Source organism: Sutcliffiella sp. NPDC057660, assembly GCF_042800035.1.
Taxonomy (GTDB): domain Bacteria; phylum Bacillota; class Bacilli; order Bacillales; family Bacillaceae_I; genus Sutcliffiella_A.
The window spans coordinates 161939-186327 of the sequence record NZ_JBHVHV010000006.1; the positions used below are offsets into that span (position 1 = coordinate 161939).

General features: G+C 42.2%; 26 protein-coding genes and 1 pseudogene. 6 read left to right on the top strand and 21 right to left on the bottom strand.

What is annotated here, in order from left to right; translation table 11 throughout:
- The first annotated feature begins 138 nt into the window (after positions 1-138).
- Entirely contained in the window at positions 139-774 is a 636-nt protein-coding gene (locus ACFVAD_RS08320) for a lysoplasmalogenase (protein WP_386638037.1), read from the top strand.
- Positions 775-777: 3 nt separating this feature from the next.
- On the opposite strand, the gene ACFVAD_RS08325 is transcribed toward ACFVAD_RS08320, so the two are convergent.
- From ACFVAD_RS08325 to ACFVAD_RS08375, 11 genes and pseudogenes are all read right to left on the bottom strand, one after another.
- Complete coding sequence (locus tag ACFVAD_RS08325) at positions 778-2031, bottom strand: helix-turn-helix domain-containing protein (protein ID WP_386638040.1); 1254 nt, start codon at positions 2029-2031, stop codon at positions 778-780.
- A gap of 163 nt (positions 2032-2194) precedes the next feature.
- A pseudogene (locus ACFVAD_RS08330) lies at positions 2195-2530 on the bottom strand (alcohol dehydrogenase catalytic domain-containing protein); the annotation flags it as partial.
- A gap of 138 nt (positions 2531-2668) precedes the next feature.
- Positions 2669-3052 carry a nuclear transport factor 2 family protein gene (locus tag ACFVAD_RS08335; protein WP_386638043.1) on the bottom strand — a complete coding sequence of 128 codons (384 nt, stop codon included), beginning with the start codon at positions 3050-3052 and terminating at the stop codon, positions 2669-2671.
- Between the two features lie 6 nt (positions 3053-3058).
- A complete protein-coding gene (locus ACFVAD_RS08340; protein WP_386638046.1) occupies positions 3059-4615 on the bottom strand; it encodes an AMP-binding protein in 1557 nt (518 codons plus the stop codon).
- The gene (locus tag ACFVAD_RS08345; RefSeq protein ID WP_386638049.1) at positions 4612-5463 is read right to left on the bottom strand and encodes an SDR family NAD(P)-dependent oxidoreductase; all 852 of its coding nucleotides are present in this window, start codon (positions 5461-5463) and stop codon (positions 4612-4614) included. Before ACFVAD_RS08345 ends, ACFVAD_RS08340 begins: the two co-directional genes overlap by 4 nt.
- 205 nt (positions 5464-5668) lie before the next feature.
- Positions 5669-6061 (bottom strand): DUF1259 domain-containing protein, encoded by a 393-nt coding sequence (locus ACFVAD_RS08350; protein ID WP_386638052.1) that lies wholly within the window; start codon positions 6059-6061, stop codon positions 5669-5671.
- Between the two features lie 112 nt (positions 6062-6173).
- Positions 6174-7592 (bottom strand): 23S rRNA (uracil(1939)-C(5))-methyltransferase RlmD, encoded by a 1419-nt coding sequence (gene rlmD, locus ACFVAD_RS08355; protein WP_386638055.1) that lies wholly within the window; start codon positions 7590-7592, stop codon positions 6174-6176.
- Positions 7589-8470, bottom strand: coding sequence for a DNA-3-methyladenine glycosylase family protein (locus tag ACFVAD_RS08360; protein WP_386638058.1), 882 nt, complete (start codon positions 8468-8470; stop codon positions 7589-7591). Before ACFVAD_RS08360 ends, rlmD begins: the two co-directional genes overlap by 4 nt.
- A 129-nt stretch (positions 8471-8599) precedes the next feature.
- Entirely contained in the window at positions 8600-9412 is an 813-nt protein-coding gene (gene pdaA / locus ACFVAD_RS08365; RefSeq protein WP_386638062.1) for a delta-lactam-biosynthetic de-N-acetylase, read from the bottom strand.
- Between the two features lie 84 nt (positions 9413-9496).
- Positions 9497-9670, bottom strand: a complete 174-nt coding sequence (locus tag ACFVAD_RS08370; protein ID WP_386638065.1) for a hypothetical protein — start codon at positions 9668-9670, stop codon at positions 9497-9499.
- Positions 9671-9757: 87 nt separating this feature from the next.
- Positions 9758-9895, bottom strand: coding sequence for a hypothetical protein (locus ACFVAD_RS08375; protein WP_386638068.1), 138 nt, complete (start codon positions 9893-9895; stop codon positions 9758-9760).
- Positions 9896-10001: 106 nt separating this feature from the next.
- Here ACFVAD_RS08375 and ACFVAD_RS08380 point away from each other — a divergent pair, with 106 nt between their 5' ends.
- A complete protein-coding gene (locus ACFVAD_RS08380; RefSeq protein ID WP_386638071.1) occupies positions 10002-10835 on the top strand; it encodes an undecaprenyl-diphosphate phosphatase in 834 nt (277 codons plus the stop codon).
- 210 nt (positions 10836-11045) lie between these two features.
- Here the strand turns inward: ACFVAD_RS08380 and ACFVAD_RS08385 are convergent, their stop codons facing one another.
- A complete protein-coding gene (locus ACFVAD_RS08385; protein WP_386638074.1) occupies positions 11046-12587 on the bottom strand; it encodes a fumarate hydratase in 1542 nt (513 codons plus the stop codon).
- Positions 12588-12778: 191 nt separating this feature from the next.
- Here ACFVAD_RS08385 and ACFVAD_RS08390 point away from each other — a divergent pair, with 191 nt between their 5' ends.
- Entirely contained in the window at positions 12779-13672 is an 894-nt protein-coding gene (locus tag ACFVAD_RS08390; protein WP_386638077.1) for a GNAT family N-acetyltransferase, read from the top strand.
- Positions 13673-13721: 49 nt separating this feature from the next.
- On the opposite strand, the gene ACFVAD_RS08395 is transcribed toward ACFVAD_RS08390, so the two are convergent.
- Positions 13722-13904 carry an SE1561 family protein gene (locus tag ACFVAD_RS08395; RefSeq protein ID WP_063562007.1) on the bottom strand — a complete coding sequence of 61 codons (183 nt, stop codon included), beginning with the start codon at positions 13902-13904 and terminating at the stop codon, positions 13722-13724.
- A 151-nt stretch (positions 13905-14055) separates the two neighbouring features.
- Between ACFVAD_RS08395 and yfkAB the strand changes: the two genes are divergently transcribed.
- Positions 14056-15180 carry a radical SAM/CxCxxxxC motif protein YfkAB gene (gene yfkAB, locus ACFVAD_RS08400; protein WP_386638081.1) on the top strand — a complete coding sequence of 375 codons (1125 nt, stop codon included), beginning with the start codon at positions 14056-14058 and terminating at the stop codon, positions 15178-15180.
- A 118-nt stretch (positions 15181-15298) separates the two neighbouring features.
- Here yfkAB and ACFVAD_RS08405 read toward each other — a convergent pair whose 3' ends face one another.
- From ACFVAD_RS08405 to cax, 4 genes are all read right to left on the bottom strand, one after another.
- A complete protein-coding gene (locus ACFVAD_RS08405) occupies positions 15299-15682 on the bottom strand; it encodes a hypothetical protein (RefSeq protein WP_386638084.1) in 384 nt (127 codons plus the stop codon).
- Positions 15683-16013: 331 nt separating this feature from the next.
- Entirely contained in the window at positions 16014-16823 is an 810-nt protein-coding gene (locus ACFVAD_RS08410) for a YfkD famly protein (RefSeq protein WP_386638087.1), read from the bottom strand.
- A gap of 325 nt (positions 16824-17148) precedes the next feature.
- Positions 17149-17757: a YczE/YyaS/YitT family protein gene (locus ACFVAD_RS08415; RefSeq protein ID WP_386638090.1), complete on the bottom strand. Its 609-nt coding sequence runs from the start codon at positions 17755-17757 to the stop codon at positions 17149-17151.
- A gap of 331 nt (positions 17758-18088) precedes the next feature.
- A complete protein-coding gene (cax, locus tag ACFVAD_RS08420) occupies positions 18089-19150 on the bottom strand; it encodes a calcium/proton exchanger (protein WP_386638324.1) in 1062 nt (353 codons plus the stop codon).
- 144 nt (positions 19151-19294) lie between these two features.
- Here cax and ACFVAD_RS08425 point away from each other — a divergent pair, with 144 nt between their 5' ends.
- Together ACFVAD_RS08425 and ACFVAD_RS08430 are read left to right on the top strand one after the other, a co-directional pair.
- Positions 19295-19714, top strand: a complete 420-nt coding sequence (locus ACFVAD_RS08425; RefSeq protein ID WP_386638093.1) for a pyridoxamine 5'-phosphate oxidase family protein — start codon at positions 19295-19297, stop codon at positions 19712-19714.
- A gap of 265 nt (positions 19715-19979) precedes the next feature.
- Positions 19980-20432, top strand: a complete 453-nt coding sequence (locus ACFVAD_RS08430; protein ID WP_386638096.1) for a GNAT family N-acetyltransferase — start codon at positions 19980-19982, stop codon at positions 20430-20432.
- Positions 20433-20711: 279 nt separating this feature from the next.
- Here ACFVAD_RS08430 and ACFVAD_RS08435 read toward each other — a convergent pair whose 3' ends face one another.
- From ACFVAD_RS08435 to ACFVAD_RS08450, 4 genes are all read right to left on the bottom strand, one after another.
- Entirely contained in the window at positions 20712-21125 is a 414-nt protein-coding gene (locus ACFVAD_RS08435; protein WP_386638099.1) for a DUF3888 domain-containing protein, read from the bottom strand.
- Between the two features lie 228 nt (positions 21126-21353).
- The gene (locus ACFVAD_RS08440; RefSeq protein WP_386638102.1) at positions 21354-22364 is read right to left on the bottom strand and encodes a hypothetical protein; all 1011 of its coding nucleotides are present in this window, start codon (positions 22362-22364) and stop codon (positions 21354-21356) included.
- Positions 22365-22869: 505 nt separating this feature from the next.
- Positions 22870-23058: a hypothetical protein gene (locus tag ACFVAD_RS08445; RefSeq protein WP_386638105.1), complete on the bottom strand. Its 189-nt coding sequence runs from the start codon at positions 23056-23058 to the stop codon at positions 22870-22872.
- A 310-nt stretch (positions 23059-23368) separates the two neighbouring features.
- Positions 23369-24184 (bottom strand): lipid II flippase Amj family protein, encoded by an 816-nt coding sequence (locus ACFVAD_RS08450; protein ID WP_386638108.1) that lies wholly within the window; start codon positions 24182-24184, stop codon positions 23369-23371.
- Positions 24185-24389: the final 205 nt, after the last annotated feature.

The following is a 24389-nucleotide window of genomic DNA, read 5'->3' on the forward strand; positions in this document are numbered from 1 at the left end:
TAGTGGAAGATGATAAGATAGGTAAAAAAACATAGCTGCTTACCAACAAAAAAATACCCATCCCTATGAAAAGGGAAAGGTACCTACGTCGAACTTTTTATTACTTCCACACATTACCATATCCGGGGGTGCTGTTTTATGTTTACCATTCTATCTTCCCTTGCCCTTTTTTCTGCTATTCTCTACTTCTTCGGAATCAAAACAAAGAATCAGAAACTACTATATTTACACAAACCGCTTACCATGCTTTTTATCATTTCACTGGCTATGAACGGCGCTGAAACTTCCTGGACTGCTTTAGCAATGTGGATCATCATCGGTCTACTCTTTTCCTTGATCGGGGATGTATTTTTAATGCTTCCAAGTGACCGTTTTCTGTATGGATTGTCAGCCTTTCTGCTTGCCCATGCCTCCTATATGGTTGCCTTCCTTCAGTTTCCCTCTTTGGAGGAGGGGAACTATCTGCTTATAGCATTGCTGGCAGTGGTCGCAATTCTTTTTCTCCATGGTTTGCACAAAGGAGTGCTGGCTAAAGGCGGCAAGAGGCTGTTTATTGCCGTTACGTTTTACATCCTACTCATTTCTTCCATGGTGTGGCTTGCATTTCTGACTGACAATCCATGGATGATAACCGCTGCCATTCTGTTTTATATTTCAGATGCTACACTTGCATGGGATCGGTTTGTTAAACCGCTGCATTATAGAAGCTACATCGTCATGTCTACGTACTTTGGTGCGCAGTATCTTTTTGCTTGTTCTATTTATTTTCATTGATTATCAAACCAGTTGCCCCTTTTTCAGAACCTCTCCCACTCTAACCGTTTTTTCATAATCTTTTGTGGCTGCATAGTGGTCATAGAGCTGCTGTCCAAATTTATTCAGCATGGTGAAGTGGTCATTGGATTGAAAGAATGGCAATGCTGTCTGTTCAATATATTGGTAGTAATCCTCATACTTTTCTTCCAATTTCAATAAGAGCAACCTAAAAATATGTTGATATAAAGGGTTATTCAGTTTTTGGGCGAGGTGGAAGCCGTCCTTTGCCTTAGTGTACATGTCAGTTTTTTGCAATATGCTTCCTTCAATACAGCTATCCAGATAGTTATAGAGCCTATTTAAATAAAGCGAGGATTGTTTCGGAGCCATCCTTAAGGCCTGTTTGAAAAAATCTTGTGCTTGCTTATATTGTTTACGTTTGAAATACTCGAAACCCAGATTATGCAAAAGCATAGCCTTTATTGTGGGTTCATTCAGGGAATCACAATCACTGATCAGGCTCTTATATCTTTCCTCTACATGCTTGAATTCCGTCTTCGTTACACTTCCGTACTGCAAAAGCATGACCGATTCCGCCTGTATGGCCCTTCTGAAAGCATTGGTCCTTTTAAAATAATGAAAGGCCTTTTCCGCGTTGATATAGGCCATTGTATGATATCCGACCCAATGATAGGCAATGGCCAGATGATAGTGATACTCCTCATTGCCATATGTGTCCCCATCAATGGATTCGAGAATTTCTATCGCTTTTTTGCGATTTTCACTTAGAAAGGAATTGTACTTTTCCAGATAGCAAAGTCCTGAAACATGCTTGAAAAGATTCTGCTCATATGCATTCATTTCCTTCGTTTGGTTTTGCAGCTGGTTGACCAACTTATTAGCTCTGTCCTCTTGTTTATGCAAATGATAATATCTGGCCATCACCAGTTGAAAAAATACCGCATGCTTGCTCGAAAGTATGGAAGGGTATTTTTCCAGCTCCTCCTTCCTTTCCTCTACTTCCTTCATCCTTTGCATAATGATGGAGGTATGCCACTTTTCAAGCTTGCATTTAACATCTTTCATGTAGTGGATTTCTTGCGCAATATCTACGCCAAGGCGCGTCGAAAATAAAGTGATCAGTTCCGGAGAGTATTTTGTCTGTCCGCGTTCTATCTTACTTACATGTGTTGCCGTACAGATGTCCTTGCCATGCTGTTCCTGAGATAGACCAGCCTTCTTTCTGTAGAAACGGATTATCTCCCCTTCATGCATGATTGTCTCCTCCTCTAGATGATTGGTACAGTATTCGGGTCTAAAGACCTCCATGACTACTTTATTTTCTCCCTAAACATCAAACTTCCTTTCTGAAAATAAAAACACTACTTACTTACTAGAGGTCAAAAGTCCGTCCTCATGACTTGGAACACGTTAAAACTTCAGGAACAGCCACGTATTCAGCGAACGCTCCCCACCCAGAGCCGGACAGGTCCGCAAACACCTCATCACCAGGCTTGATCCCCTTCACATTTTGACCAACCGCTTCCACTCGACCTGCCATGTCCCCGCCTGGAATGCTATATTTCGGTTTCGTTAAGCCGAAAGCAAACCGTACCAGAAACGGCTTTCCACGTCAAAGCGCGAGATTGCCAAAATTAACGGACGAGGCCTGGATTTTGACGAGCACTTCATTGTCCTTCGGAACAGGCTTTTCAACTTCTTTCAGCTCAAGTTCTTTTGGTGAACCATATGCGCTACTAATGACCGCCTTCATGAAACTCCCCCTAGAATCCTTTTAATTAATAGATATTCGGGATGTCTTAAAATCTTGTCCGTCTTCTATAACAAATCTATTTCTGTCAGAATACAAAAAAACACATCCAAATTAGAATGTGTTCTTTGAATTCGCCTATTAAAACATCCCATTTTTATTCGAAGATTCTTCCGGTACCGCCATGCCCAGATCCCAAAGCTCCACAACCCGGTCCCCTTCAAAGCGGAAAATGTGAACAACTGCTGCTCCTAGGTCCTCCGGGTTCTGTCTAACATGGGAGTGAACTGCGACATAATTTTCCTCTTCCAATGCCAGTTTCACATCGAAAACCTTATCCGGGTTCTGCGCGGCATTTTCCTCCATCGCGAGCATGATTGACTCGGCATCGCCTTGAAAAAAAGGATTGTGGTGAATAAAGTCATCACTTATGTACCGTGCAAACCCCTCTCGGACGCTTCCGGACGCTACGAGTTTAAGAAAATCCACCGCCTGTTCTTTGCGGGAGGATTTATTCGTTTCCATGTTCCATCATTCTTTCAATTTGTGAGAATCTCTATATAATCCAGCATAATCTATTTTGTATTCTTCTCTCAATCTTTTCTTATCCATTTTCCCAACCGGTGTATAGGGCATCGTATCCATGAAGGCAATCTCCTTGGGTACTTGAAATCTGGCAACTCTCGTTTTCAGCCATTGTGTCAACTTCTCCTCAGTAAGGTCCGCACCCTCAACAGGAACGACAAATGCTTTTAATCTTTGGCCGAAATCCTCGTCATGTACGCCTACGACTGCTACTTCCTCCACCTGTGGATGAGTGATCAATATCTGCTCCACTTCTATCGGATAGACATTTTCCCCGCCGGAGATAATCATATCGTCCTTTCTGCCGTACAGAAAAATTAAGCCACTCCGATCCTGATACGCAAGGTCGCCCGTCCCTATCCATCCATTTTGGGTTTTCACATTTATCTCTCCTACTACTCCAACTTCCACTTTCTTTTTATGCTGATCCACAATCCCGAGCTGGACTCCATCAATTATTCTTCCAAGCGTTTGCGGTGATCTCTTTAAGTCCTGCGGGGTGGCAATGATGTTCAATCCGGTTTCGGTTGTGCCATAGAGATTGTATAGCACGTCACCCAGCTTCCGGGTTACCTCTATCGCCAGACTTGCATGAAGAATCGCTCCTCCTGAAGCTATGCACGATAACGAAGATAAGTCCGCATCCTTTACCTTCAGCATTTTCTTCACCATCAATGGAACAACGGTTATCATATCCACCTTGCGCTTCCGGATAAGTGTACAAGCACGCTCTGCAGCAAAAGTTTCGCTAATTACAACCTTTTTACCCAATGCCATGAAAGAAAAAAGAATTGCGACACCATAGCCATGATAGATTGGCGTGGCAACATATGCGGTGTGATAGTCTAACAGCTTTATTCTGTTAAGCAGCCCCAAAAAAGGACTAAGATAACTGGATATGGATTGCTTATGCTCGACCTCTTTGGGCTTTCCTGTCGTTCCACCTGTCAGGAGCATGATTTTACTTCCATTTGCCTTTTTAAGTGCACGGTTCTGAACTGGCGGCAAACGATTAATTGCCGGACCGCTTGTGTGGTAGCTCAGCAGCTTCCTACTGCCTGCATCCTCTACAGCCGCCTCAAACTCCGCATCATAAATCAGCAGATCAAAACGATGCTGCTCCAAAGCCTGCTCTATCTGGCTCCTGCTCATCCCCGTACTCATCAGATAGAGCGTTGCGCCGAGTCTTGAGGCCGCAAAGATAGCTTTCACGAATGAAGCGTGATTTCTGCACAAAAAACCTACTTTCAAACCTTTTTCCAACTGATATGTATCATGGAGAGTATGTGCCAGTTGCTGCGACTGGGAAAATAATTGTTGATAAGTCAGCGCTTCCCGATCATCCACCAAGGCAACATGCTGTGGATATGCTCTGGCAGCATAATTCAGCAATGCCATTACATTGAGTCCGTTATGCAGGAAGGAAGCTGTCAAACGGAAAATTCCTTTTGGTGTAAGTACCTTCATTTTGTAGAGAGCAGAAAGTAGTTTGAGGATGTTCATTTATTGTCCCCTTTTTTCCTCAGTACCTCTGGCGCCAAACGCTCCCAGACGCTTCTGAACAGGATTGATCCCCACTGGGCAAATACGAGCCACCAGGGCGTGTATGTTCTTCTTTTCGTGTACATTGCTTTGGCAATAATGCTGGCGGCATGAAACGGACTCATCGCAGGCGTATCCCGATAGGATGCTGTCGGAAGGATCATCGGTGTTCTTACTAACGGAAGATAGATGGTGGTTGTGGATATCCCCGTTGCATTCAGCTCTGGTGCAACAGAACGGAACCAGGTATCAAAGGCAGATTTGGATGCCTGATAGGCTGCCCAGAACGGAAACGGAATCATCCACATATTAATGGTGGATATGTTGATAATCTGCCCCTTGTTCTTTTGCAGTAGCGGGATGACAGAAAGCAGCAGCTGAACCGGTGCAAAGTAATTGATGGCCATTGTTCGCGTGAAATCATGGAACCGGTCGAGCGATTCGAAAATGGATCTCCTGATGGAAATTCCCGCATTACTGACGACCAGGTCCAGCCCCTGTGGAAAAGTATGCAGGAAAGCCAGCAAGTTCTCCATTTCCTCCTGATTGCGGAGGTCCGCCCGGAAAATGCTTACTTTCGCTGCTCGCTTTTCTATATGCTCCTTTATCGCAGACAGCTTCTCTTCCCTTCTTGCCACCAAAATCAGATGACTTTCCGTATCAGCAAGCAAATACGCTAACCTCTCGCCGATACCGGAGCTTGCCCCTGTAATGAGTACCGTCTTGCCTTGCAGTTCATTTTCAAGTTTTTTCATGTTAATGTGAATAGATCCAAAAAGCACCTTTTCCTTTAGGGTGTAGTTAGGCATATTGATTTCCTTTGCTTTTTTCTCCTATTATAGCAATCTATTACAATTAATAACGTGATTATTTTACTTACTTTTAAAAACGGATAACCCTCACAAAAAAGTCCAGTCTTTTCAAAAAAAGAAAAGTACTGGATCCTTAATTACATGGACATTTCGCCATTATCATAATTGAATTGCCAATGAATATAGATCTTCCAACTAAGGCTCACCTTTGGAACCTTAACGCTCTTCTAACTTTCCTTGCAAAAACTAATGGATTATCAACAGCTTCGATATTAATGTAAATCAAATTCGGATTATCAAAAAGCCATTCATTGTGTATGGATGAAACTATTATTCCCTGTTTAATAATGGAAGCAACAAAATTCTCTACTTCTTTTTGCAAGAGTGCTACCCTGCCAAGGCACAATGCTCGTCCAGTCTGACTATCTATTGATTCAAATGAGAAGGAAGAGGTTACTCCGAAACGTTCCCCTAAAATTGTTGCATGTATTTCATTCCGGCTAATCGTTGCTACACATTTTCCACCTGCAAATCCCTCTTGTCCACCGATAATTCTGGCGAACTCTTGGCAAACCAATTCATCATTAGACATCATGTATTCATCTCCTCTCTTGGTATTACTAGGATATGAATGCATGAAATGATTGGAAACGGACATGCATACATTTTTGTAAATAAAATGACAAAAAGGCAACAACCACCATGGGTTAATTGCCTTCTTTTAAAATGAGTTGCACAACACTTTCAACATGGCTAGTCTGCGGAAACATATCCACAGGCTGAATCCATTCCACTTTATACTTCTTACTCACATACTGGATATCCTTTGCAAGTGTGGACGGATTACAGGAAACGTACACGAATCGCTTAGGCTCGACTTCGAGAACGGTCTGCAGGAATTTCTCATCACAGCCTGTTCTCGGAGGATCGACGACAATCGTATCTGGCTTCCAACCTTCTTTGACCCATTTAGGGAGCCATTTCTCGGCTTTGCCAGTGACGTATTGCATGTTGTCGTAGCCGTGTTTGGCTGCGTTCTTTTTCGCGTCCTCGATGGATTCAGGTATGACGTCCATACCGCGGACCTCTCCCGCTCCATCCGCTAGCCATAGTCCAATTGTCCCAACACCACAGTAGGCATCGACGACTTTTTCTTTTCCGGTCAGTTCTGCTGCTTTTTTCACTTCATCATACAGCTTGACGGTCTGCACCGGATTAAGCTGGAAGAAGGCACGTGCGCTCAGCTCAAAGTTGATGTCCCCCAATGTTTCCTGAATCACCTGTTCTCCGCTCAAGTGCACGGTTTCCTCCCCGAAGATTAGTGATGTCTTTTGCCCATTTACATTTTGGAGGATGCTTTTCACTTTCGGAAGACGTTTTTGAATTTCATTTACAATCAGTTGTTTTCTCGGAAGTTTTTCCTGGGAGGTTATCAACACAACCTGAATCTCTCCTGTGGAAAAGCCGACCCTTGTCATGATGGTACGGACGATTCCTTGCCGGTTCTTTTCGTTATACACAGAGATATTGAAATCCTGCAGAATCTGCTTTATCGTGTTCGTCACCTCGATGGTCGAAGGGTGCTGCACAAGACATTCGTTAATATTGATCAGCTTATGTGAATTCTCGCTGTAAAGACCGGCGATGATTTTCCCTTTTTGCATACCAAGCTGGAATTGGCTCTTGTTGCGGTAATACCAAGGGTCGTCCATGCCGATTGTCGGTTTGATTTCAAGCTTTGACACATCAAGCTTTGTATGGCGCTCCAGTGACTGAATCACGATATCCCGCTTGTAATCGAGCTGCTGGGCATACTCCAGATGCTGCAACTGACAACCGCCACATTGTTCATACACATGACATGGCGGGGTGGTACGGTGCGGCGACTTTATACGGATTTTCTTGATTTTCGCCTCGGCAAATTTGTGTTTGACGTTGGTGACTTCAGCGACCACTTCCTCGCCAGGCAGGGCCCCGTGCACGAAGACAACCTGCTTTTTGAAGTAGCCGACTCCCTCGCCGTTGATTCCTAAGCGCTTGATGGTCAGAGGGAATGTCTGTCCTACTGTCATGGTCACCTGTGATTGCGATGGTGCCGGTTTTCTTGATTTATAATCTGGTTTCATTTTACTAACTCCTCATGCTGCGGTTCGATGCTTCTCCATAGGTAAAGGGATGCGTAGCTTAAGTACGGCTCCCATTCCTTGTTCCATTCCTGCATCTGGAGAATGGTCGGTTTCTCGTCGAGCCCTTTTAGTTTTTTCAAGGCATTCTGTATGCCTATATCTGCGATAGGGAAAAGGTTTGGACGTCCGAGTCCGAACAATAGCAGGTTCTGAACGGTCCAAGGTCCAATGCCTCTGATTTTGATGAGCTCTTTTAGGATTTCTTCATCGGATTTTTGATAAAGATTGTACAGAGGAAGCTCACCCTCTGCAATCAGCCTGGATGTATCAATGATGTATTCCGCTTTGCGACGGCTCATTTTAAGCGCGGTAATGTCTTCATAATCAAGCTTTGCCACATCCTCTGGTTTTGGATAAAACCAGACTCCCTCCAGCTCGAAACCGAAGGAATGAACAAAACGCTGTGTCAGGGTATGGGCAAATTTCATGTTTACCTGTTGATGGATGATGCATTTCATCAGGCAGTGATACAGGTCGAAATCCAATACAAGCGGTGTTCCTTTATGCTCCTTGAAAATATCCGCCAGGACGGTCGAAGAAAAATGGTCGCTGACTGGCTTCAGAGACTTGTCCCATTGAAAGATCTCTTTTAGCTTGTCGATTTCCTTTTCCGAAAAATCTGAGCTGCTAGTGAGTTCGAATTCCGGATGGTTCGTTGTACCGGTTGCTTTCACCTTTATGACGATCGGTGTTTCTTCTCTATACAATGGCACTCGAACAGATCTTTCCGCATGATCAATCACCATCAATGGATCAATCGATAAGCGCTGAAGCACTCTGTCAAACTGATATGGACCTTCGATACTAATTTTCGTCATTCTCTCCGCCCGCCTTCCTATTTAATCCTTTCCCAATTATAACGGCTTTCTGGTTGCTTGCCAAACGAGTAGGATTCGGCCTGTTTGGGGAGGGTAAAAAGGAAAAGCCCTCTGAGCGAAGTCAAAGAGCTAGTTAGCCGGCAATAATAGCATCGGATCCGGGATATACTTTTGGGCAGCCGCATAATCGAGGCTTTTGAATTCATACCCCTGCTTTCGAAGGTCGTCAATCACTTTCGCCAGTGCTTCTGCGTTATCACTTGATACGGTATGCAAAAGAATGATTGCACCGGGATGGATCTGTGCCATGATGTTGTCATAGGAGTATTTCCAGCCTTTCTGCTGATCGGTTTTCCAATCAACAAATGCCACGGACCAGAAAACATGCTGATAGCCAAGCTTATTTGCAAGCACCAAAGTCCGTTCACTGAAGGTTCCCCGTGGCGGCCTCAGATACGTCATATTGTCGAGTCCTGTAATGCTCTTATATTCCTCGCGAATCATTTCCAATTCCTTTTTGAAGCGGACATCATTGACCTTTGTAAGGTCCGGGTGGTGCCAGGAATGGTTCCCGACTATATGCCCTTCCTTGACCATACGTTTAATAAGGTCCGGCTGATCCTTCAGATAATAGCCCGTCACAAAAAATGCGGCAGGTACCTTCTTTTCTTTCAGTACATCCAGAACCTGCGAAGTATAGCCATTTTCATAGCCATTATCGAATGTTAGGAAAATCTCCTTTTTCGTGGTATCCCCCAAATAAAAAGCATCATTTTCTTTCAGCAGGTCATTCAACTGCTTTCCGGCATCCGCCGGCAGATGGTCACGGCTTTTCTTGAAGCCCCAATGCAGGGTCGTATGAGAATAATCAGAAGCAATACACACCTCTGGAATTAAAAATAGTGCTATTGCAGTCATAACGATAAGAACTTTTGTCCACATTTCTTTTCCTCCTTTCTTAGTGAAACGATAGTAGGTATAGGTTTCGTTTGGAATGAAGGAAAGATACTCTGTATTGTTTTCCAATTAGGTTGATTTTATTGCTTTCATAAAGACCGGTCCCATCATGACTCCCAGGCATAGGCCTATAACTGTTCCAAGTAACTGACTTTCGAAAATTGGAGTAAAAACTGTCAGGCCGATAGTGACCCCAATGATGATGGATATTAGGTATACCCCTGCATCTTTCTTGTTTTTCATTGTAATTCCCCTTTCCGTCGATTGTTACTTGTTATTACGGACCAACAGGGAAAACGTTTCAATTTTTTCCATTCCCTCTGGATTTCATCACTTTTTCTTACCCTTCAAAAGCTCGATTTCCTCCTCCAGTCTATTCATCCTTTTCTCCAGCTTTCGTTTTGTCGTTTCCGCTTCATAAAATGCGCCAGCCGCAACCGCAAATGCGAACCATGCCATTAAACTCATTTTATTTTCCCAATCTCTATATTATATTTATTTTCTAACTGAGCGAATTGTTATATGATAGTACAGTTAATATATACTTGAAATTCATGTTATAAGGAGATAAGAAATGGATTTTTTAACCATACTAAAAGCAGTTATTCTTGGGATAGTGGAAGGGTTAACGGAATTTGCACCTGTTTCCTCGACAGGACACATGATCATCGTGGACGATATGTGGCTGCAATCGGAGCAGTTTTTGACCAAATACGTAGCCAACACTTTTAAAATTGTCATTCAGCTCGGTTCGATTTTAGCGGTAGTCGTGGTATTCAGAGAAAGGTTCTATGACTTGCTCGGACTTAAGAAATTGGACAACAAGAAAACGGTTGATGGAAAAAAGGGATTGAAGCTGACCCACGTTATTGTCGGTTTGATTCCTGCAGGTATTCTCGGCGTCCTTTTTGAGGATTATATAGATGAGTACCTATTTTCACTTGAAACCGTTCTGATCGGGCTTGTGGTCGGTGCATTCCTCATGATTGCTGCAGACCTTTTGGGCTCGAAGGCACCTAAAACAGAAAGCATTGACCAGATTACGTACAAGCAGGCGCTATCAGTCGGTCTCATCCAGTGCTTATCCCTATGGCCGGGCTTTTCCCGCTCAGGCTCGACCATTTCAGGCGGCGTGCTGCTTGGTATGAGTCACCGTGCTGCAGCAGACTTCACCTTCATCATGGCCGTACCAATCATGGCTGGTGCAAGCTTCCTATCTTTATTGAAAAACTGGCAGTATTTCTCGATCGAGGCTTTGCCATTTTTTGCAGCAGGATTTATCAGTGCTTTCATTTTCGCACTGGTATCCATCCGCTTCTTCTTGAAGCTGATCAACAAAATCAAGCTGATGCCATTTGCGATTTACCGGATTGTGTTGGCGGCGGTTATCTATTTCTTGTATTTCTAAGAATCAGAAAAGGCATTGCCAGAGTGGCGATGCCTTTTTGTTGCTTTTATAAAGATTCGTCCTGATTTTCTACGGACTCTTCCGGTGCATCGAAACCATGTTTACCAAAGTGACGCCATTTTCCCATAGGCTTGATGCCAAGCTCTTCAAGCATTACTTTCGCTTCCTCTTTCGTGATTTCACCTGATTCGACCTGCTCACCTTCTAATCTTAGCTGAACACACGATCCTTGAACTGCGCCAGCTTTTCCAATGAGGACTTCTCCACATCGGCATGCAGGCTGTTTCCGTGTGAATCCATCGTTACAACCGCTGTAAAGCCTTCCACGCGCAAGTGCCACATTGCTTCTGGAATACCGAATTCCATCAGATCCACTCCGTCGACACCCTTGATACAGTCCGCATAGTACTGCGCCGCTCCGCCGATTGCGTTTAAGTACACGCCGCCGTGCTCTTCCAGTGCTTTCAAGGTTTTCGCTCCCATGCCGCCTTTACCCATTACTGCACGGATACCGAAGCGCTTCATGATATCACCCTGGTAAGGCTCTTCACGGATGGAGGTAGTCGGACCTGCCGCTTTCACTTCCCAGTTTCCTTCCGCATCCTTCAGCATAACGGGTCCACAGTGATAAATGATTTGTCCATCAAGGTCCACCGGTGAATCGTTGTCGGACAGGTATTTATGGATGGCGTCACGGCCAGTGAACATGCGGCCGTTGATGCGTACCACGTCCCCAACCTTCAAGGAACGGATCTTCTCTTCTGTTATCGGTGCTTCCAAGACGATTTCAGGAGAATCGGAAGTCGCTGCAACCTCTTCCTGCTGCGCCAGTTCTTTTGAAAAATAGATCATTTCGCCTTCCTGGTACATCCATTCCATCAGGTCACCGGATTCGGCGTTTAATTTTACACCAAGGCGACGGTAAGCCCAGCAATTGTACGCTACAGATACGAAGAAGCTCGCCGGAATACGGTTTGCCACTCCCACCTTACAGCCAAGCAAAGTCGTTTCGCCGCCGAAGCCCATTGTCCCGATTCCAAGCTTGTTGGCATTCTCCATCACATACTCTTCAAGCTCTTTCAATTCCGGAATCGTATTCTCATCATCCAGACTGCGGAATAATTGCTCCTTCGCAAGCTCATAACCGGATGTTCTGTCGCCACCGATTCCAACACCGATGACACCGGCACTACAGCCTTGACCCTGTGCCTGGTACACTGAATGCATCACACATTTGCGGATTCCATCAAGGTCACGGCCCGCACGGCCAAGCCCTTCGAGTTCACATGGTAAGCTGTATTGGATGTTCTTGTTCTCACAGCCGCCACCTTTTAATATAAGGCGAGCATCTATGTAATCCTTTTCCCATTGCTCGAACTTGATGACAGGCGTTCCTACACCAAGGTTGTCCCCGCTGTTTGCACCAGTCAAGGAATCCACCGAGTTCGGACGCAGCTTTCCGTCTTTTGTTGCCTGCGCAATAGCTGTATAAATCGCTTCTTTGATTTCCAGCTGGTTCACTCCAACCGGCGTTTTTATTTTAAAAGTAGGAAGTCCTGTGTCCTGACAGATCGGGGACACATTCTCATCCGCCATTGTAATGTTTTCAGTGATCGTCGCAAGGGACATCGCCGCTCTCGTCCCGGCGCTCTCGCTCAGCTTCGCCTTCGCAATCGCACGACGCACATCTTTCGGTAGTTTTGTGGAAGTTTCCACAATCAGCCTATACATACTTTCAAATAATTTTTCCATTTCTTAATCCCTCTCCTATCCCCGGTTGAAAAAGTTATCTACGTTTCTTTTATACACCATTCATTATACTTGTTCTATTTAGAAGGTTAAAGGGATTTGTAACCGATTCCATCAAAACCCCATTACTTACAACACTTAATTGGATTTTTGTGGTAAAGTGAAAAATGATAAAGAAGATGGGAGAAACAAACATGTCTCAGATCAAACTTTTACCGGCAAGACTTGAAGATGCGGAACAGCTTACTGCCATTATGAAAAGAACATTTGATAAGGAAGCTATCAGCTGGCTTGGCACAGTAGACTCGCATATCGTGGACTATAACATCCAACCGCCTGGATATGATTCCGTACAGAATACACGGTATATGATTGAAGAGCTTACCTATTACAAAATAATAGCGGAAGAGCAACTTGTAGGTGGGGTAATTTTAACACTGACAGGTAGACGGTTTGGCAGGATTGACCGAATTTTCGTCGACCCTTCATTCCAGGGGAAAGGCTTTGGTTCACAGGTGATAAGGTTAATGGAAGAAGCCTTTCCGAATGTATCTACCTGGGACTTGGAAACCTCCCCTCGGCAAAAAGGGAACCTCCATTTTTACGAGAAGATGGGTTATGAACGGACGTTTGAAACGGAGGAAGAGGTTTGTTACATCAAACGCATGAATAACACGGAAACTCCCTATGAAAATGAGTTTGAAACACGCAATCTCGAAGGCGCGACCTTCTACGAGACAAACTTAGCAAACAGTGCTTTCAGCAATAGCACCTTAGCTGGCGCGCATTTCAGCAATATCAATTTAAGCGCCTCCAGGTTTCAGAACATCAATTTTCGTGATAGTTTGATTGCTGACTTGAACCTTTCGGGGACTAGAGTGAAGCATGTGGAGATGAGTGGGGTCGAGTTCAGTGATACGACCATTGAGAGTGCACCTGTAACGTTTGAACGGTGTGAATTGATGGGGGCCAGGTTTAACAATTGCAGGTTGGAAAATGTAGAAATCAACAATAGTGACCTCTCCGGGATGAAGATAGATGGAATTTCGGTGGTGGAGTTGTTGGAGATCTATCGAAGAAAAAAATAAAAAATAGAAAAGGTCTCATTTAAGCAAAGAGCCCTTTTCTATTTTTATTTTACCAATCCTTCTTAAACTGATTATATTTGCCTTCCAGATCATCCAGCATTTGAATCAGGCGATCGATGTCCTCTACGTCTGTTGATTCCGGATCAAGGGAGTCGACTACCTCCAAAAACATATTCAAGCGGTTTTTCAGGTAATCTACTTGGGAATCCTTGTTCTCTGTTGCTTTACCCATAATTTCCTCACCTTTCCTTATTTCCTCAAAGTTTTGATTCTATCGTACCGTACTCCATGCATACATTCAACCAAATATGAATTTTCCCAAGCTCTCCGCCCCGAAATCGTGATACAATGTAGGGTAGGTTTTTATGGAAAGAGGAGTATAGATGAAAACAACAACTTTAATGCCCATTACGCCTTCCTATGACCCATGGGAAGCTTATTTAGATGTAAAAGAGTACGGCCAGATGGACCTTACTAATGTGGAATTCACCACAACCACCCTCTGCAATATGCGCTGCGAGCACTGTGCAGTTGGATATACGCTTCAGCCAAAGGATCCGCAGGCTCTTCCTTTGGACTTGCTTTTGCAGCGCTTAGAGGAGATTCCTCGTCTGCGGTCGATCAGCATCACAGGCGGCGAGCCGATGATGTCGTTGAAATCGGTCAATGAGTATGTGGTTCCTTTACTTAAGTATGCCCATGAACGCGGCGTTCGTACACAGATCAATTCGAATTTGACCCTGGATTTAGCACGTTATGAAAAGATCATTCCATATTTGGACGTGCTGCATATCTCGCATAACTGGGGAACAATGGACGATTTCGTCGAGGGCGGCTTCGCCATGATGGAACGGAAGCCGACCTATGCGCAGCGTGCGAAGTATTTTGAAAAGATGATTGAGAACTCTAAGGCGATTACGAAGGCAGGCGTTATTGTGTCGGCAGAAACGATGCTGAACAAGCGCACCCTTCCTCACATTGAGCATATCCATAAGCAGATTGTCGAGGAGATGAACTGCCAGAGACATGAGGTGCACCCAATGTACCCTAGTGATTTCGCCAGCGGCATGGAGGTGCTGACCCTGGATGAAATGCGATCTGCCATCCACCGTCTGCTGGACATGCGCCATGAGGATGTGTGGATGCTGTTCGGTACACTACCATTCTATCCGTGCAGCGATAATCCGGAGGACCTTGCTTTGTTGAAGCGGGTGTACGAGGCCAAGAACGTGACAGTAAGAAATGATCCGGATGGCCGTTCCCGTCTGAATGTGAACATCTTTAACGGCGACATCATTGTGACAGACTTTGGCGACACGCCGCCGCTTGGCAATATCCAGACCACCGACCTTCCTGCTGCCTATGCAAAATGGAAAGAAACGTCGATTGCCAAGGAATTGGACTGCCATTGCCCGGCTGTTGCTTGCTTGGGGCCGAACATTCTGGTAAAAAACGCCTATTATCCAAAGTTGGATTTTACAGTGCGAGAAACGAAAATGACAAAATAGACAGATAAAACTTGGGGACATTCCCCAAGTTTTTTTGTTGTATAGGATATATTGTCCAAGATAGGCCTGACCAAAATAAATAGAAGCCCCGAGAGGAAAATCTCTCAAGGCTCCATTTTTAATTAGATGTTACTTGTGCTTCGTAGTAAGCTTTCGGATCACTGATACCGTTTTCTATGTAGAACTTGGCCGTCGTTATAATAACTTCTATGTAGTCTTCTTCTGTCATATTGTCCGTTAAGTGTGTGAGCTCCTGGATGCTACCATTTACTTTGACCGTGTCAGCTGCAACATCCACGTATACGAGCATATAGACCTTCCCTTGATAGGAAACCCTTCCTGTTACCTGTCTATTTGCCAGGTCAATACGAAGGTATTCTGTATGAATTCCCGTTGATTTATATATAGTCTTTCCTACACTTGATTTCACATTTCGCTTGGCCAGCCAATACAGCCCAACAGCAAGTAAAATCAATAAAAAATAAATATAAGGCACCCCCACCTTGTTTCCACCTACCCCCTGAAAAAACTAACACTACTAGTTATTTCGGCATAAATGAATTTAGGTGAACATACCTACTCGTTTTTTAGAACAAATTTTAGGGACATTTTAATAGGGGCCTGACCCCTGCCGCATTAAAGCACTAACGCAACAGGTGCCTGACCCCCGCCACATTAAAGCACTAACGCAATAGGGGCCTGACCCCTGCCGCATTAAAGCACTAACGCAATAGGGGCCTGACCCCCGCCACATTAAAGCACTAACGCAACAGGGGCCTGACCCCCGCCGCATTAAAGCACTAACGCAATAGGGGCCTGACCCCTATTTTTTATTATCGCGGTCTGTCCGACGCCGCAAAGATGAAGGATACGTGGTCCTGAACGGGGATCCAGGCGCCAATTCCTTGGGATGTGACGTTTTTGACGACGATTTTCATTTCTTTGCCTTTGAGGACTAGGTACACTTCTCCGTAGGTGATTTTTCCTTTTTCGTTCACTGCCGGAGAGAAGGCATATAGGTAGCCGAGCTTTTTGACTGGAATATTGTAGATCTGATCCTTTTTCGTCCCTGCCCCGACGATGGTCTGGAAGGATAGCGGAAGCTTCGTTTTTTGCATCGCTTTTAGCATCATCATCTGCTTCACTTCTTCAGAGCTAGCAACCTTCGAGGTCAGTCCGCCTTTTACATTTTTCTGCGCTTCCTGACGGTAGTAGATCTGCTGTGGTATATTTCCACCGCGGTTGTCAGCATAGTTGGTGTTGATTTTCTGGTATTCCCAGTTCACATTCGTCTCGTTGGATTCATAATACAACGGCCATTGACCGAGATAGATGGTCGCACGATAGCCGATTGCGACCGGAGATGGCTTGATGCTGGATTCGTTCATAATTTTGATCAGGTTCGGGTTTTCAATTATTACATTGGAAGAATCAATTAGTTCTTGCGTCAACTCGCTTGGCTGCAGATACGGAACATCTTCGGCAGGGTTCGGATACGTATTGTCCTTTGAAATATCCAAAACGGAATTCGGTACCACGATTGCCTTATCATCTGTTTTACCTTTCGCAGCCTGTTCTGCATGTGCACCAGTTACAAGCCCAAAAGAAAGTACCAGGATGAAAAGTAGTTGAAGGATTCGCATGCTGTAATACCCCTTTCATTCACTAAAATAATCTTTGTACTGTTATCATTTTCGAACCCTTTTGAGATTATCCACATTTGGGGATATTTTTTACAAAATGATCATAATTTAGTGTGGCTCTGTGATGCTTACTTTTGGGAACTGATTTTTAAGGATATCCTCACTCAATTAGCGTTTATTCTCACATAACTCATGTAATTCTTCACATAGAGCTGGATTATACTAACGTAAATCGACTCTATTCTCACATAACTCCTCCATATCCTCACGTTCACAATTTCTGACCACTCCTTCCCATGCGAAAAACAAAAAACACGAAAGCTCATCAGCTCTCGTGTCGCAGTTTTTTATACACTCTTTCCACACTAGGGAAAAACACTTGAATCAGCGGTCCGATGCCGAACGTGATGATGAGTGTCCCGATCCCGATTGGACCCTTGAAGATGAAGGCGAAGATCAGTGCCAGGATTTCTCCAAGTGTTTTTGCCGTCATCAGTTTGATGTTGAAGCGCTCCTGCAGGGATACCATCAGATTGTCGATAGGTACGAGTGGAAATTTGGCCTGCAGGTAGATGGCAATTCCGAAAGATAATGCCACAACCCCACCCAATAACGTGATGAAGCGAACAACCGTATCTACCGGTAGCCATGCCTCCAGCAAAAAGAGAAGCACAAAGTCGATGAATGTGCCAACAAGAAAAATCGTGATGACCGCCAAGTAATCAGGTCTTTTCTTACCAAGAAAGGCATTCACTATGATCAGGATGATTCCGACGATTAATACCCAGCTTCCGACTGTCAATCCGATTGTCTGGGATAAACCAACGTTCAGTGCATCCCAGGCTCCCGCTCCAAGATTCGATTTTATGGTTAAGCTAACACCAAAGGAAAGAATAAATAATCCAATTAAATAAAATAATACGCGAATAATCAAAACAATTTCTCCTTCATTATAAAACTTGTCCTTGCTCTTACCATTGTAATCAGAAAAGAGTTAAATATGAAAAAGAAAAAAAGATTAAATAAATCAGAATATTTACAAGATTCCGCTTATATAGTATACTAACCCTATAATGAAGGAGGGAATAAAAGCCCCTACAACCAAGAGTGAAGGAGGGATCTCCCCCTACTTACAAAGCTTTTCATTCCTTAGTTTATTATGTTTTACCTCCTAAAATGCGTACTTAGAATGTTCTTGTTTGTCCTACATGTTTAAGACTCTGTGCAGAGCCTACCAGCACAGAGTCTTTTTTTGTCCATTTATTTTATAGAAAAAAGAATCCAATCCCCATAATCAAGTACGCCGCAAGGATGGTCGCCCCTTCAAACCAGTTGGTCTCTCCGTCGTTGGAGATCGCAATGGCAAGTAAGACTGCTGTTCCCATCGCAATAAGCTCCGGCAAGGTGAAAACCAATGGCATCTGTGTTTCGAAAAATATTGAGGTCAATACAAGAATCGGTGCAACAAACATCGCAATCTGCAAGGTCGAACCTACTGCAATTTCCACTGCAATGTCCATTTTATTTTTGTAAGCCATGATGATGGCAGAGGCATGCTCGGCAGCATTACCGACAATGGCGACGACAATGACCCCGATGAACAGCTCGGACCAGCCGAATGCTTCTCCTACTTCTTCAAACGTATGAACAAGGCTTTCGGATACATATGCAACCGCGAGAGTCGCAAGAAGCAGAATCAGAATTGCTTTACCTTTGCTCCATTCCGCGACTTCCTCTTCGTGTCCAGCCCCTTCTGCATGTTCGTTCTGATAGACCCCTCGATGGGTGACGAGTTTAAAGAACAGTGCAGCCAGATATAGGAGGATCATAATAACCGATATCCCCACACTGAAGGTAAAGGTATCACGCGCACCCATCTCAGTAGCAAAAACCTCCGGAATAACGAAGGCAACCAGTACAGCAAATACTAGCAGCCCGGAATTGTGCCGCGCATCAAAAACGTTAAATTTCTGTCGTTTAAATTTCAATCCTCCAACAAAAAAGGATAAGCCCATAACCAAAAGGAGGTTTCCAAGGACGGACCCAGTCAGGGAAGCGAGAACAACTGTAATCAATCCTGCTTTTAAGGCGAAAAAGGCAATAATCAGTTCAACTGCATTCCCAAAAGTAGCATTGATGAGTCCGCCGATCCTCGGACCGGTATGGATGGCGATGCTTTCTGTGGCACGACCCATATATCCTGCCAAGGCCACGATGGTCAAGCTGAAGACGATAAACATCATGACGACAGGCCAGTGCAGGATGTTGCCCAATACACTTAAAGGCAGTCCCACTGCAATCATAAGTAAAAATATCTTATACAAGATCTCACCCTCTTTTTCTATTCAGATTCTAATAATATACCCACCTTCCTACTTTTATTGCCTGATTCCAAATACATTCTTGATTAAAAAATAAAAAAATATGACACATTAACCATGAAAGGTTCAATTAGAAAGGTGAGATACAACATGAGTGAATCCTTGAAAAATAAACTATCGAAAATGTTCAGTGACCATAAAGTAGGCACACTAGCGACTATCAGGGGAAATCGGCCGTATTCCCGTTTTATGATTTTTTTTCATGAGGGCCTGACCCTCTATACCGCAACCAATCAACATACCCATAAAACCGAAGACATCAAAGCCAATCCCCACGTGCATATACTGCTCGGGATGGAAAACACAAGCTGGAATGAGCCATACGCGGAAATCGAGGCGGAGGCAACACTGGAAGAAAGTCAGGAGCTGAAAAACAAGTTCTGGGACGATAAGCTTTCCGAATGGATCAAGAGCCCGGATGATCCGGAGTATCTCCTGCTGAAGCTCTCGCCAACAGCGATTCGCTATTATGAGAGGGCTGGCAGTGAGGCGGAGGTTTGGACGGATTGAGTACCTGCTGTCTGTGAAGTCATACCCTTTTGAATTTAAAGAACCCTTAATTTAAGTAATTATTTTAAATTAAAGGAATTCACAAGAAAATTATAGTATTATTAAATAGTGCCTCTAATTCAATCATACGAATTAGAGGCATAAATCGTTGGAGGAGGCGTTCATTATGTCAAACAAACGAATTTTAATTATTGATGACTACAAGGGGATAACACCTAAACAAAACTGTTGTTATGCGTTTTCCCAGATTTGAAAGGGGAAAATTATGAGTATGAAGAATGTAAAAATTGTAGAATTAAATGCAGATAACTGGTATGAATGTTGTGAATTAGAGGTATCAAGGGAACAAAAAGAATACATGGTGCCAAATGCTGTATCCATTGCTCAATCTAAATTTGAACCTACATTAAAACCATTTGCGATATACTTCGAGGATAAAGCAGTCGGTTTTTTAATGTACAATTCTGTTCAAGAAGAACTTGATGGTTATTGGGTATATAGAATAATGGTGGATAAAAAATTCCAAGGCAGGGGTATCGGAAAAGCGGCGACTGATTTAATGATTTCAGAGATGGCTAAACTGCCAAATGCACAAAAAATTGTTGTAGGTTATCATCCTGATAATACTGGCGCACATAAATTATATTCAAGTCTGGGATTTATTGATAATGGTGATAGGTTCGGTAAGGAAATGGCAGTAATTAAACACCTAAACTAAAACCAGTGTTGTTCCGCTGAAGGCAGTAGATCGTATACAACGAAAAAGAGGACCATTTTCTTGTAACGGGTTCCGTTACCTATCACAAAAACTCTTTTTGCGTTATTAAATGCAAGTTAATATGTAGTTAAAATTGCACTGCTTTTGCAGTGCTTTTTGTATAAAAAAAATAACCCAGATCGAAAATGAACTGAGTTATAAACCGTATAATTTGTTAAACCGCATATTCAACAATCGCTCCTAGATTGTTGAAGACTCCATTTATATCATTACAAATTCTTATGCAGGGTCTCTGCATTCAAAATTTTGATTTGGGACATATTTTCTTACTTTATATTCCTTTAGCACCCAACCTTTATCCTCCCAATCTTTCTTTACTACTACCGTAAATATATCGTGCGGTGGACTATGAGCCCCAGAGTAAGTCTTCCCTTCCAAAGTAGCTTCAAACATCCAAGACCCTGGGTGGTGAAGCTTTTTGATCTCTATTACTCTTAAGCATTGAAAAGCCTTATCATAGGTTGTGCCATAATGTTTTTGAACTGCTTCATACATTTGTGGTTGCAATAAATCAATAACGGCATCTTCTAACAAATTTTCTCTTGTTGCTTCGGTTTTTGTGGGTAAGTTAGCATAAGCTGAAGTTGTTATAATAAAAGTACATAAAATTAAAAAAGCTAATATTTTTTTCAATTAATCACCTTTATTTTTTTCCGTTAGTCTCCCACATAATATAGACTTTATCCTTGTATAGCTAATCTCTCCAATTATCAAATAAAGAGCGACTCAATACACTGCAATCGCTCCTAGATTATGGAAGATCATTATATTTTCTTTTTGAAGATAAGCACCCGTTCGCACTATAAGAAATGAGGATTCCTACTTTTAAGGAACCCACACTTGTTAATAGACAATATTTTCTCAAATGTAAATTTCATTATTCTTAAGTGCCTTTGATACCCATTCCCCAAAACCCATCCAATTAGAATTCTGTTCAGGTTTTTCTTTACGCAACTTTTTATATATCTCCATTGAAAATCGCATACCATTATTTTGGGTATTTAAATATTGAATACATTCATCATTTGTTCGTAAATTTAGAGCTTGTGTTAAATAGGCTTCGGCTCCAACCACAAAAAATTCTTCAGGTCCACTGTGCCAATTATTTATAATATCTAAGTAACTTTGATTGAATGTTTCGCTTTTTAAGCGTAATTTTTCTTGTTCAATTTGTGCTATTTCTGAACCCGGAAACCCGTGAATTGTCTCGTGAATACAAATGCAAGCAATCTGTTTTGGTAAAGGCATATAACCTGGTGGTCCTTGATGTGTTACCATACCTTGTTTTGACAGTTGGAAAGCTATGGGTTTAATATATGTAGCCAAATAAACTTGATATGATTTCGATAGTAAATCGGTTCCTAAAAATGTTGAGAGCGTGGTTCGAAGATTATGATATGGAATTAATGATGACATCGCACCATTTAATTGATCCGCAACATTTTGTATTGATGGTTTAATATTTCGTCTCCAATTTTCATCTATATCAGATTCTTTTATATGAACAAAGCAATCTAATAAAAGTTCTCTTTTCTCTGATACATTAGCAGCGAGTTGTTTTATGTATTCTTCTTTTATATCAATATTGTTAATTAATTGATTGAAGTCTTGCAGGGACTTAATAACATCATCTAGAGATTTCACACTAAAATAAGATAGTAATTTACAAAGCCCCGACATTGTAAAAAATGAAACTACCTGATCTATTAATTTTAATCCAGCGTCTCCAAGTCTAGGACTATAATGTTCTCTAACACCTTGATAGTGTCTATTGTAAAAATCATTATTTGATATAGCATTTAAAAATAAGACCATATCGAATGCTTCATTTGGTTGAATAGACCATTCTGTAGTAGTATATGTAGCAGTCATTACTCTTCACTCCTTATACTTCTTTAATTCTCCAACGAGCTAATAAAAACCTTCAGTGATTATATGAATGAAGGAGGATTGCAGTAGAGTAATCCTCCTTATTCAACATAAGCTCCAAATTGCTGAAGAGTGTTATTGAACTAACGCACCCGATAGCTGAGTATTGCGAACAGAATGAGCCAGTTGTGCGGTGTTTTGATCCGCCGTTTGCGGACAATAGAGCCAGTGACTGCGGGTGAGTGAGGCACTTGTGTAGCTTATAAATGAGGTTTGTTCATAAGCACCTCCCAAACCCACATGTTACAATAAGTAATAAGAACCCAATTTGTCAAAAGATTGATCAAAATGGGTTCTTATCGAGCAGATATAAGATTGTTTTTTCAAAAAAAGATTGATTGTTTCGGAAAGCGAATATACTATAGCACCCAATATAGTAAGCAAAGAAATAATAAAAAATCTTAACCAACTTTATTGAGGTCTATTCTTAATACTTCTGTTATTTTAGTTAACGTCCATTTTTGTCCCAGTCTTCATACGAATCAAAATTATGATTAGGATCTACAGAGTCTCTTCCTTCTTCCATTAAGCTGCTAGCACATCCTTTGCAGAAAGACTCACCATCTACCAGTAATTCCGAATCGAGTTGATTTTTGGAGAATTCTCCTCCACACTCATTACAAATATACTTTTTCATAAGTTTCCTCCTTTTCCAATTTAAATAGCGCATCAAAATATTGATTATTTTGTTCAATTATTTCTGTAAATTCAGTTTACACTGAACTACTTAAATATGTAAGTCTTTTACAACGAAAAACCCCTCTAGATAAAAAATAAGGGGTTCCGTTTAAGGAGAGAAAACCTTTAATCACACCCTAATTAGCAGCAGAAATAGCATTGCAAATAACACTAAATTTAACAGCAAAAAACCCAGACCTAATGACTATGGGTTTTTATGATTTTGTAAACTTGTTATTCAATTAAAGCCCTAGATAATTGAATAACGTTCATACAATGAACTTTGTAAACCAAGCAATATATTTTGCTCCCCCTATAAACAAGAATTGAGCAAGCAAAGTGCCTAATAACCTTGAAGTTACCATCATTATAGAAATGCTCTTTAGCATTTTGTAGCTTCCTCTTTGATTAACAACATCATCAGCGATGACAGATATTTTTGGGTCAATAAAGATTACCAAAAGTATTGTGGCTATTCCGTTTATTAATCCTGAAGCCATAATAGCCGTAGATGCTCTTTCGGGAACTAATAAAGCAGCATAAAGTGCTGCTAATACACCTATTGTATAAATTGCTGTTATTACCATATTTACAAAAAATAATTTGATTGGCATAGCTTTCACCTTAGTACCCTGCAAGTAAGAAAACTTAGGTAGACTAAAATGGGTAATGCCACGCTTTATGTACTGTATGGAAAATATTTTTTTCATTAAAGAGGGAACAGAACCCTTCTCCTCTGATAAATGAATAATCGCCCTTGAAAATAAGGCTATGAAACTTGGCAGTAGAATAATTCCAAATACCGTTCCAACTGTTGAAGCTCCAATAAGAATTCGAAATTGTGTTTCCACAAACTCTAGAGCATTTTCCTTAGGAGCAGTATCAATTAAACTCCCAGTGAAAGGTTGTTGCATCATATTTGCTAACCTTGAGACAATGACCATTATGTTAAAAAGAGATAAAGCTGACGCTATCATTCTAACCCTTGCACCTGATAACCTCACAGCATATGCGAGTGTTTCCACCGAATGGATGATAAAGATAAATAAAGCTATAAATAATAACTTCTCTGTCAAGAACTCCATATAGTTACCTTCTTTTTATGTATTTAGCACCCTAATTCCTTCTTCCATTTAACTGCCCTTTACTTTAATAAAAGGCGGCTGCTTGTTCAGCAAACGCCCCGGTTAGTGAAAATCCACATTAGGTGTTCACTCTAATCCAAATTAAATAATTCCGAAATGATTTCAGCACTCCCTGGAGAAAACATAAATATTGAGAACGCAGTAC

Excerpts from the sequence above, each read along its gene's own strand:
- ACFVAD_RS08320 (WP_386638037.1), top strand. The coding sequence starts at position 139 with ATGTTTACCATTCTATCTTCCCTTGCCCTTTTTTCTGCTATTCTCTAC.
- ACFVAD_RS08325 (WP_386638040.1), bottom strand. The coding sequence starts at position 2,031 with ATGCATGAAGGGGAGATAATCCGTTTCTACAGAAAGAAGGCTGGTCTA.
- ACFVAD_RS08335 (WP_386638043.1), bottom strand. The coding sequence starts at position 3,052 with ATGGAAACGAATAAATCCTCCCGCAAAGAACAGGCGGTGGATTTTCTT.
- ACFVAD_RS08340 (WP_386638046.1), bottom strand. The coding sequence starts at position 4,615 with ATGAACATCCTCAAACTACTTTCTGCTCTCTACAAAATGAAGGTACTT.
- ACFVAD_RS08345 (WP_386638049.1), bottom strand. The coding sequence starts at position 5,463 with ATGCCTAACTACACCCTAAAGGAAAAGGTGCTTTTTGGATCTATTCAC.
- ACFVAD_RS08350 (WP_386638052.1), bottom strand. The coding sequence starts at position 6,061 with ATGATGTCTAATGATGAATTGGTTTGCCAAGAGTTCGCCAGAATTATC.
- rlmD (WP_386638055.1), bottom strand. The coding sequence starts at position 7,592 with ATGAAACCAGATTATAAATCAAGAAAACCGGCACCATCGCAATCACAG.
- ACFVAD_RS08360 (WP_386638058.1), bottom strand. The coding sequence starts at position 8,470 with ATGACGAAAATTAGTATCGAAGGTCCATATCAGTTTGACAGAGTGCTT.
- pdaA (WP_386638062.1), bottom strand. The coding sequence starts at position 9,412 with ATGTGGACAAAAGTTCTTATCGTTATGACTGCAATAGCACTATTTTTA.
- ACFVAD_RS08370 (WP_386638065.1), bottom strand. The coding sequence starts at position 9,670 with ATGAAAAACAAGAAAGATGCAGGGGTATACCTAATATCCATCATCATT.
- ACFVAD_RS08375 (WP_386638068.1), bottom strand. The coding sequence starts at position 9,895 with ATGAGTTTAATGGCATGGTTCGCATTTGCGGTTGCGGCTGGCGCATTT.
- ACFVAD_RS08380 (WP_386638071.1), top strand. The coding sequence starts at position 10,002 with ATGGATTTTTTAACCATACTAAAAGCAGTTATTCTTGGGATAGTGGAA.
- ACFVAD_RS08385 (WP_386638074.1), bottom strand. The coding sequence starts at position 12,587 with ATGGAAAAATTATTTGAAAGTATGTATAGGCTGATTGTGGAAACTTCC.
- ACFVAD_RS08390 (WP_386638077.1), top strand. The coding sequence starts at position 12,779 with ATGTCTCAGATCAAACTTTTACCGGCAAGACTTGAAGATGCGGAACAG.
- ACFVAD_RS08395 (WP_063562007.1), bottom strand. The coding sequence starts at position 13,904 with ATGGGTAAAGCAACAGAGAACAAGGATTCCCAAGTAGATTACCTGAAA.
- yfkAB (WP_386638081.1), top strand. The coding sequence starts at position 14,056 with ATGAAAACAACAACTTTAATGCCCATTACGCCTTCCTATGACCCATGG.
- ACFVAD_RS08410 (WP_386638087.1), bottom strand. The coding sequence starts at position 16,823 with ATGCGAATCCTTCAACTACTTTTCATCCTGGTACTTTCTTTTGGGCTT.
- ACFVAD_RS08425 (WP_386638093.1), top strand. The coding sequence starts at position 19,295 with ATGAGTGAATCCTTGAAAAATAAACTATCGAAAATGTTCAGTGACCAT.
- ACFVAD_RS08430 (WP_386638096.1), top strand. The coding sequence starts at position 19,980 with ATGAGTATGAAGAATGTAAAAATTGTAGAATTAAATGCAGATAACTGG.
- ACFVAD_RS08440 (WP_386638102.1), bottom strand. The coding sequence starts at position 22,364 with ATGACTGCTACATATACTACTACAGAATGGTCTATTCAACCAAATGAA.
- ACFVAD_RS08445 (WP_386638105.1), bottom strand. The coding sequence starts at position 23,058 with ATGAAAAAGTATATTTGTAATGAGTGTGGAGGAGAATTCTCCAAAAAT.
- ACFVAD_RS08450 (WP_386638108.1), bottom strand. The coding sequence starts at position 24,184 with ATGGAGTTCTTGACAGAGAAGTTATTATTTATAGCTTTATTTATCTTT.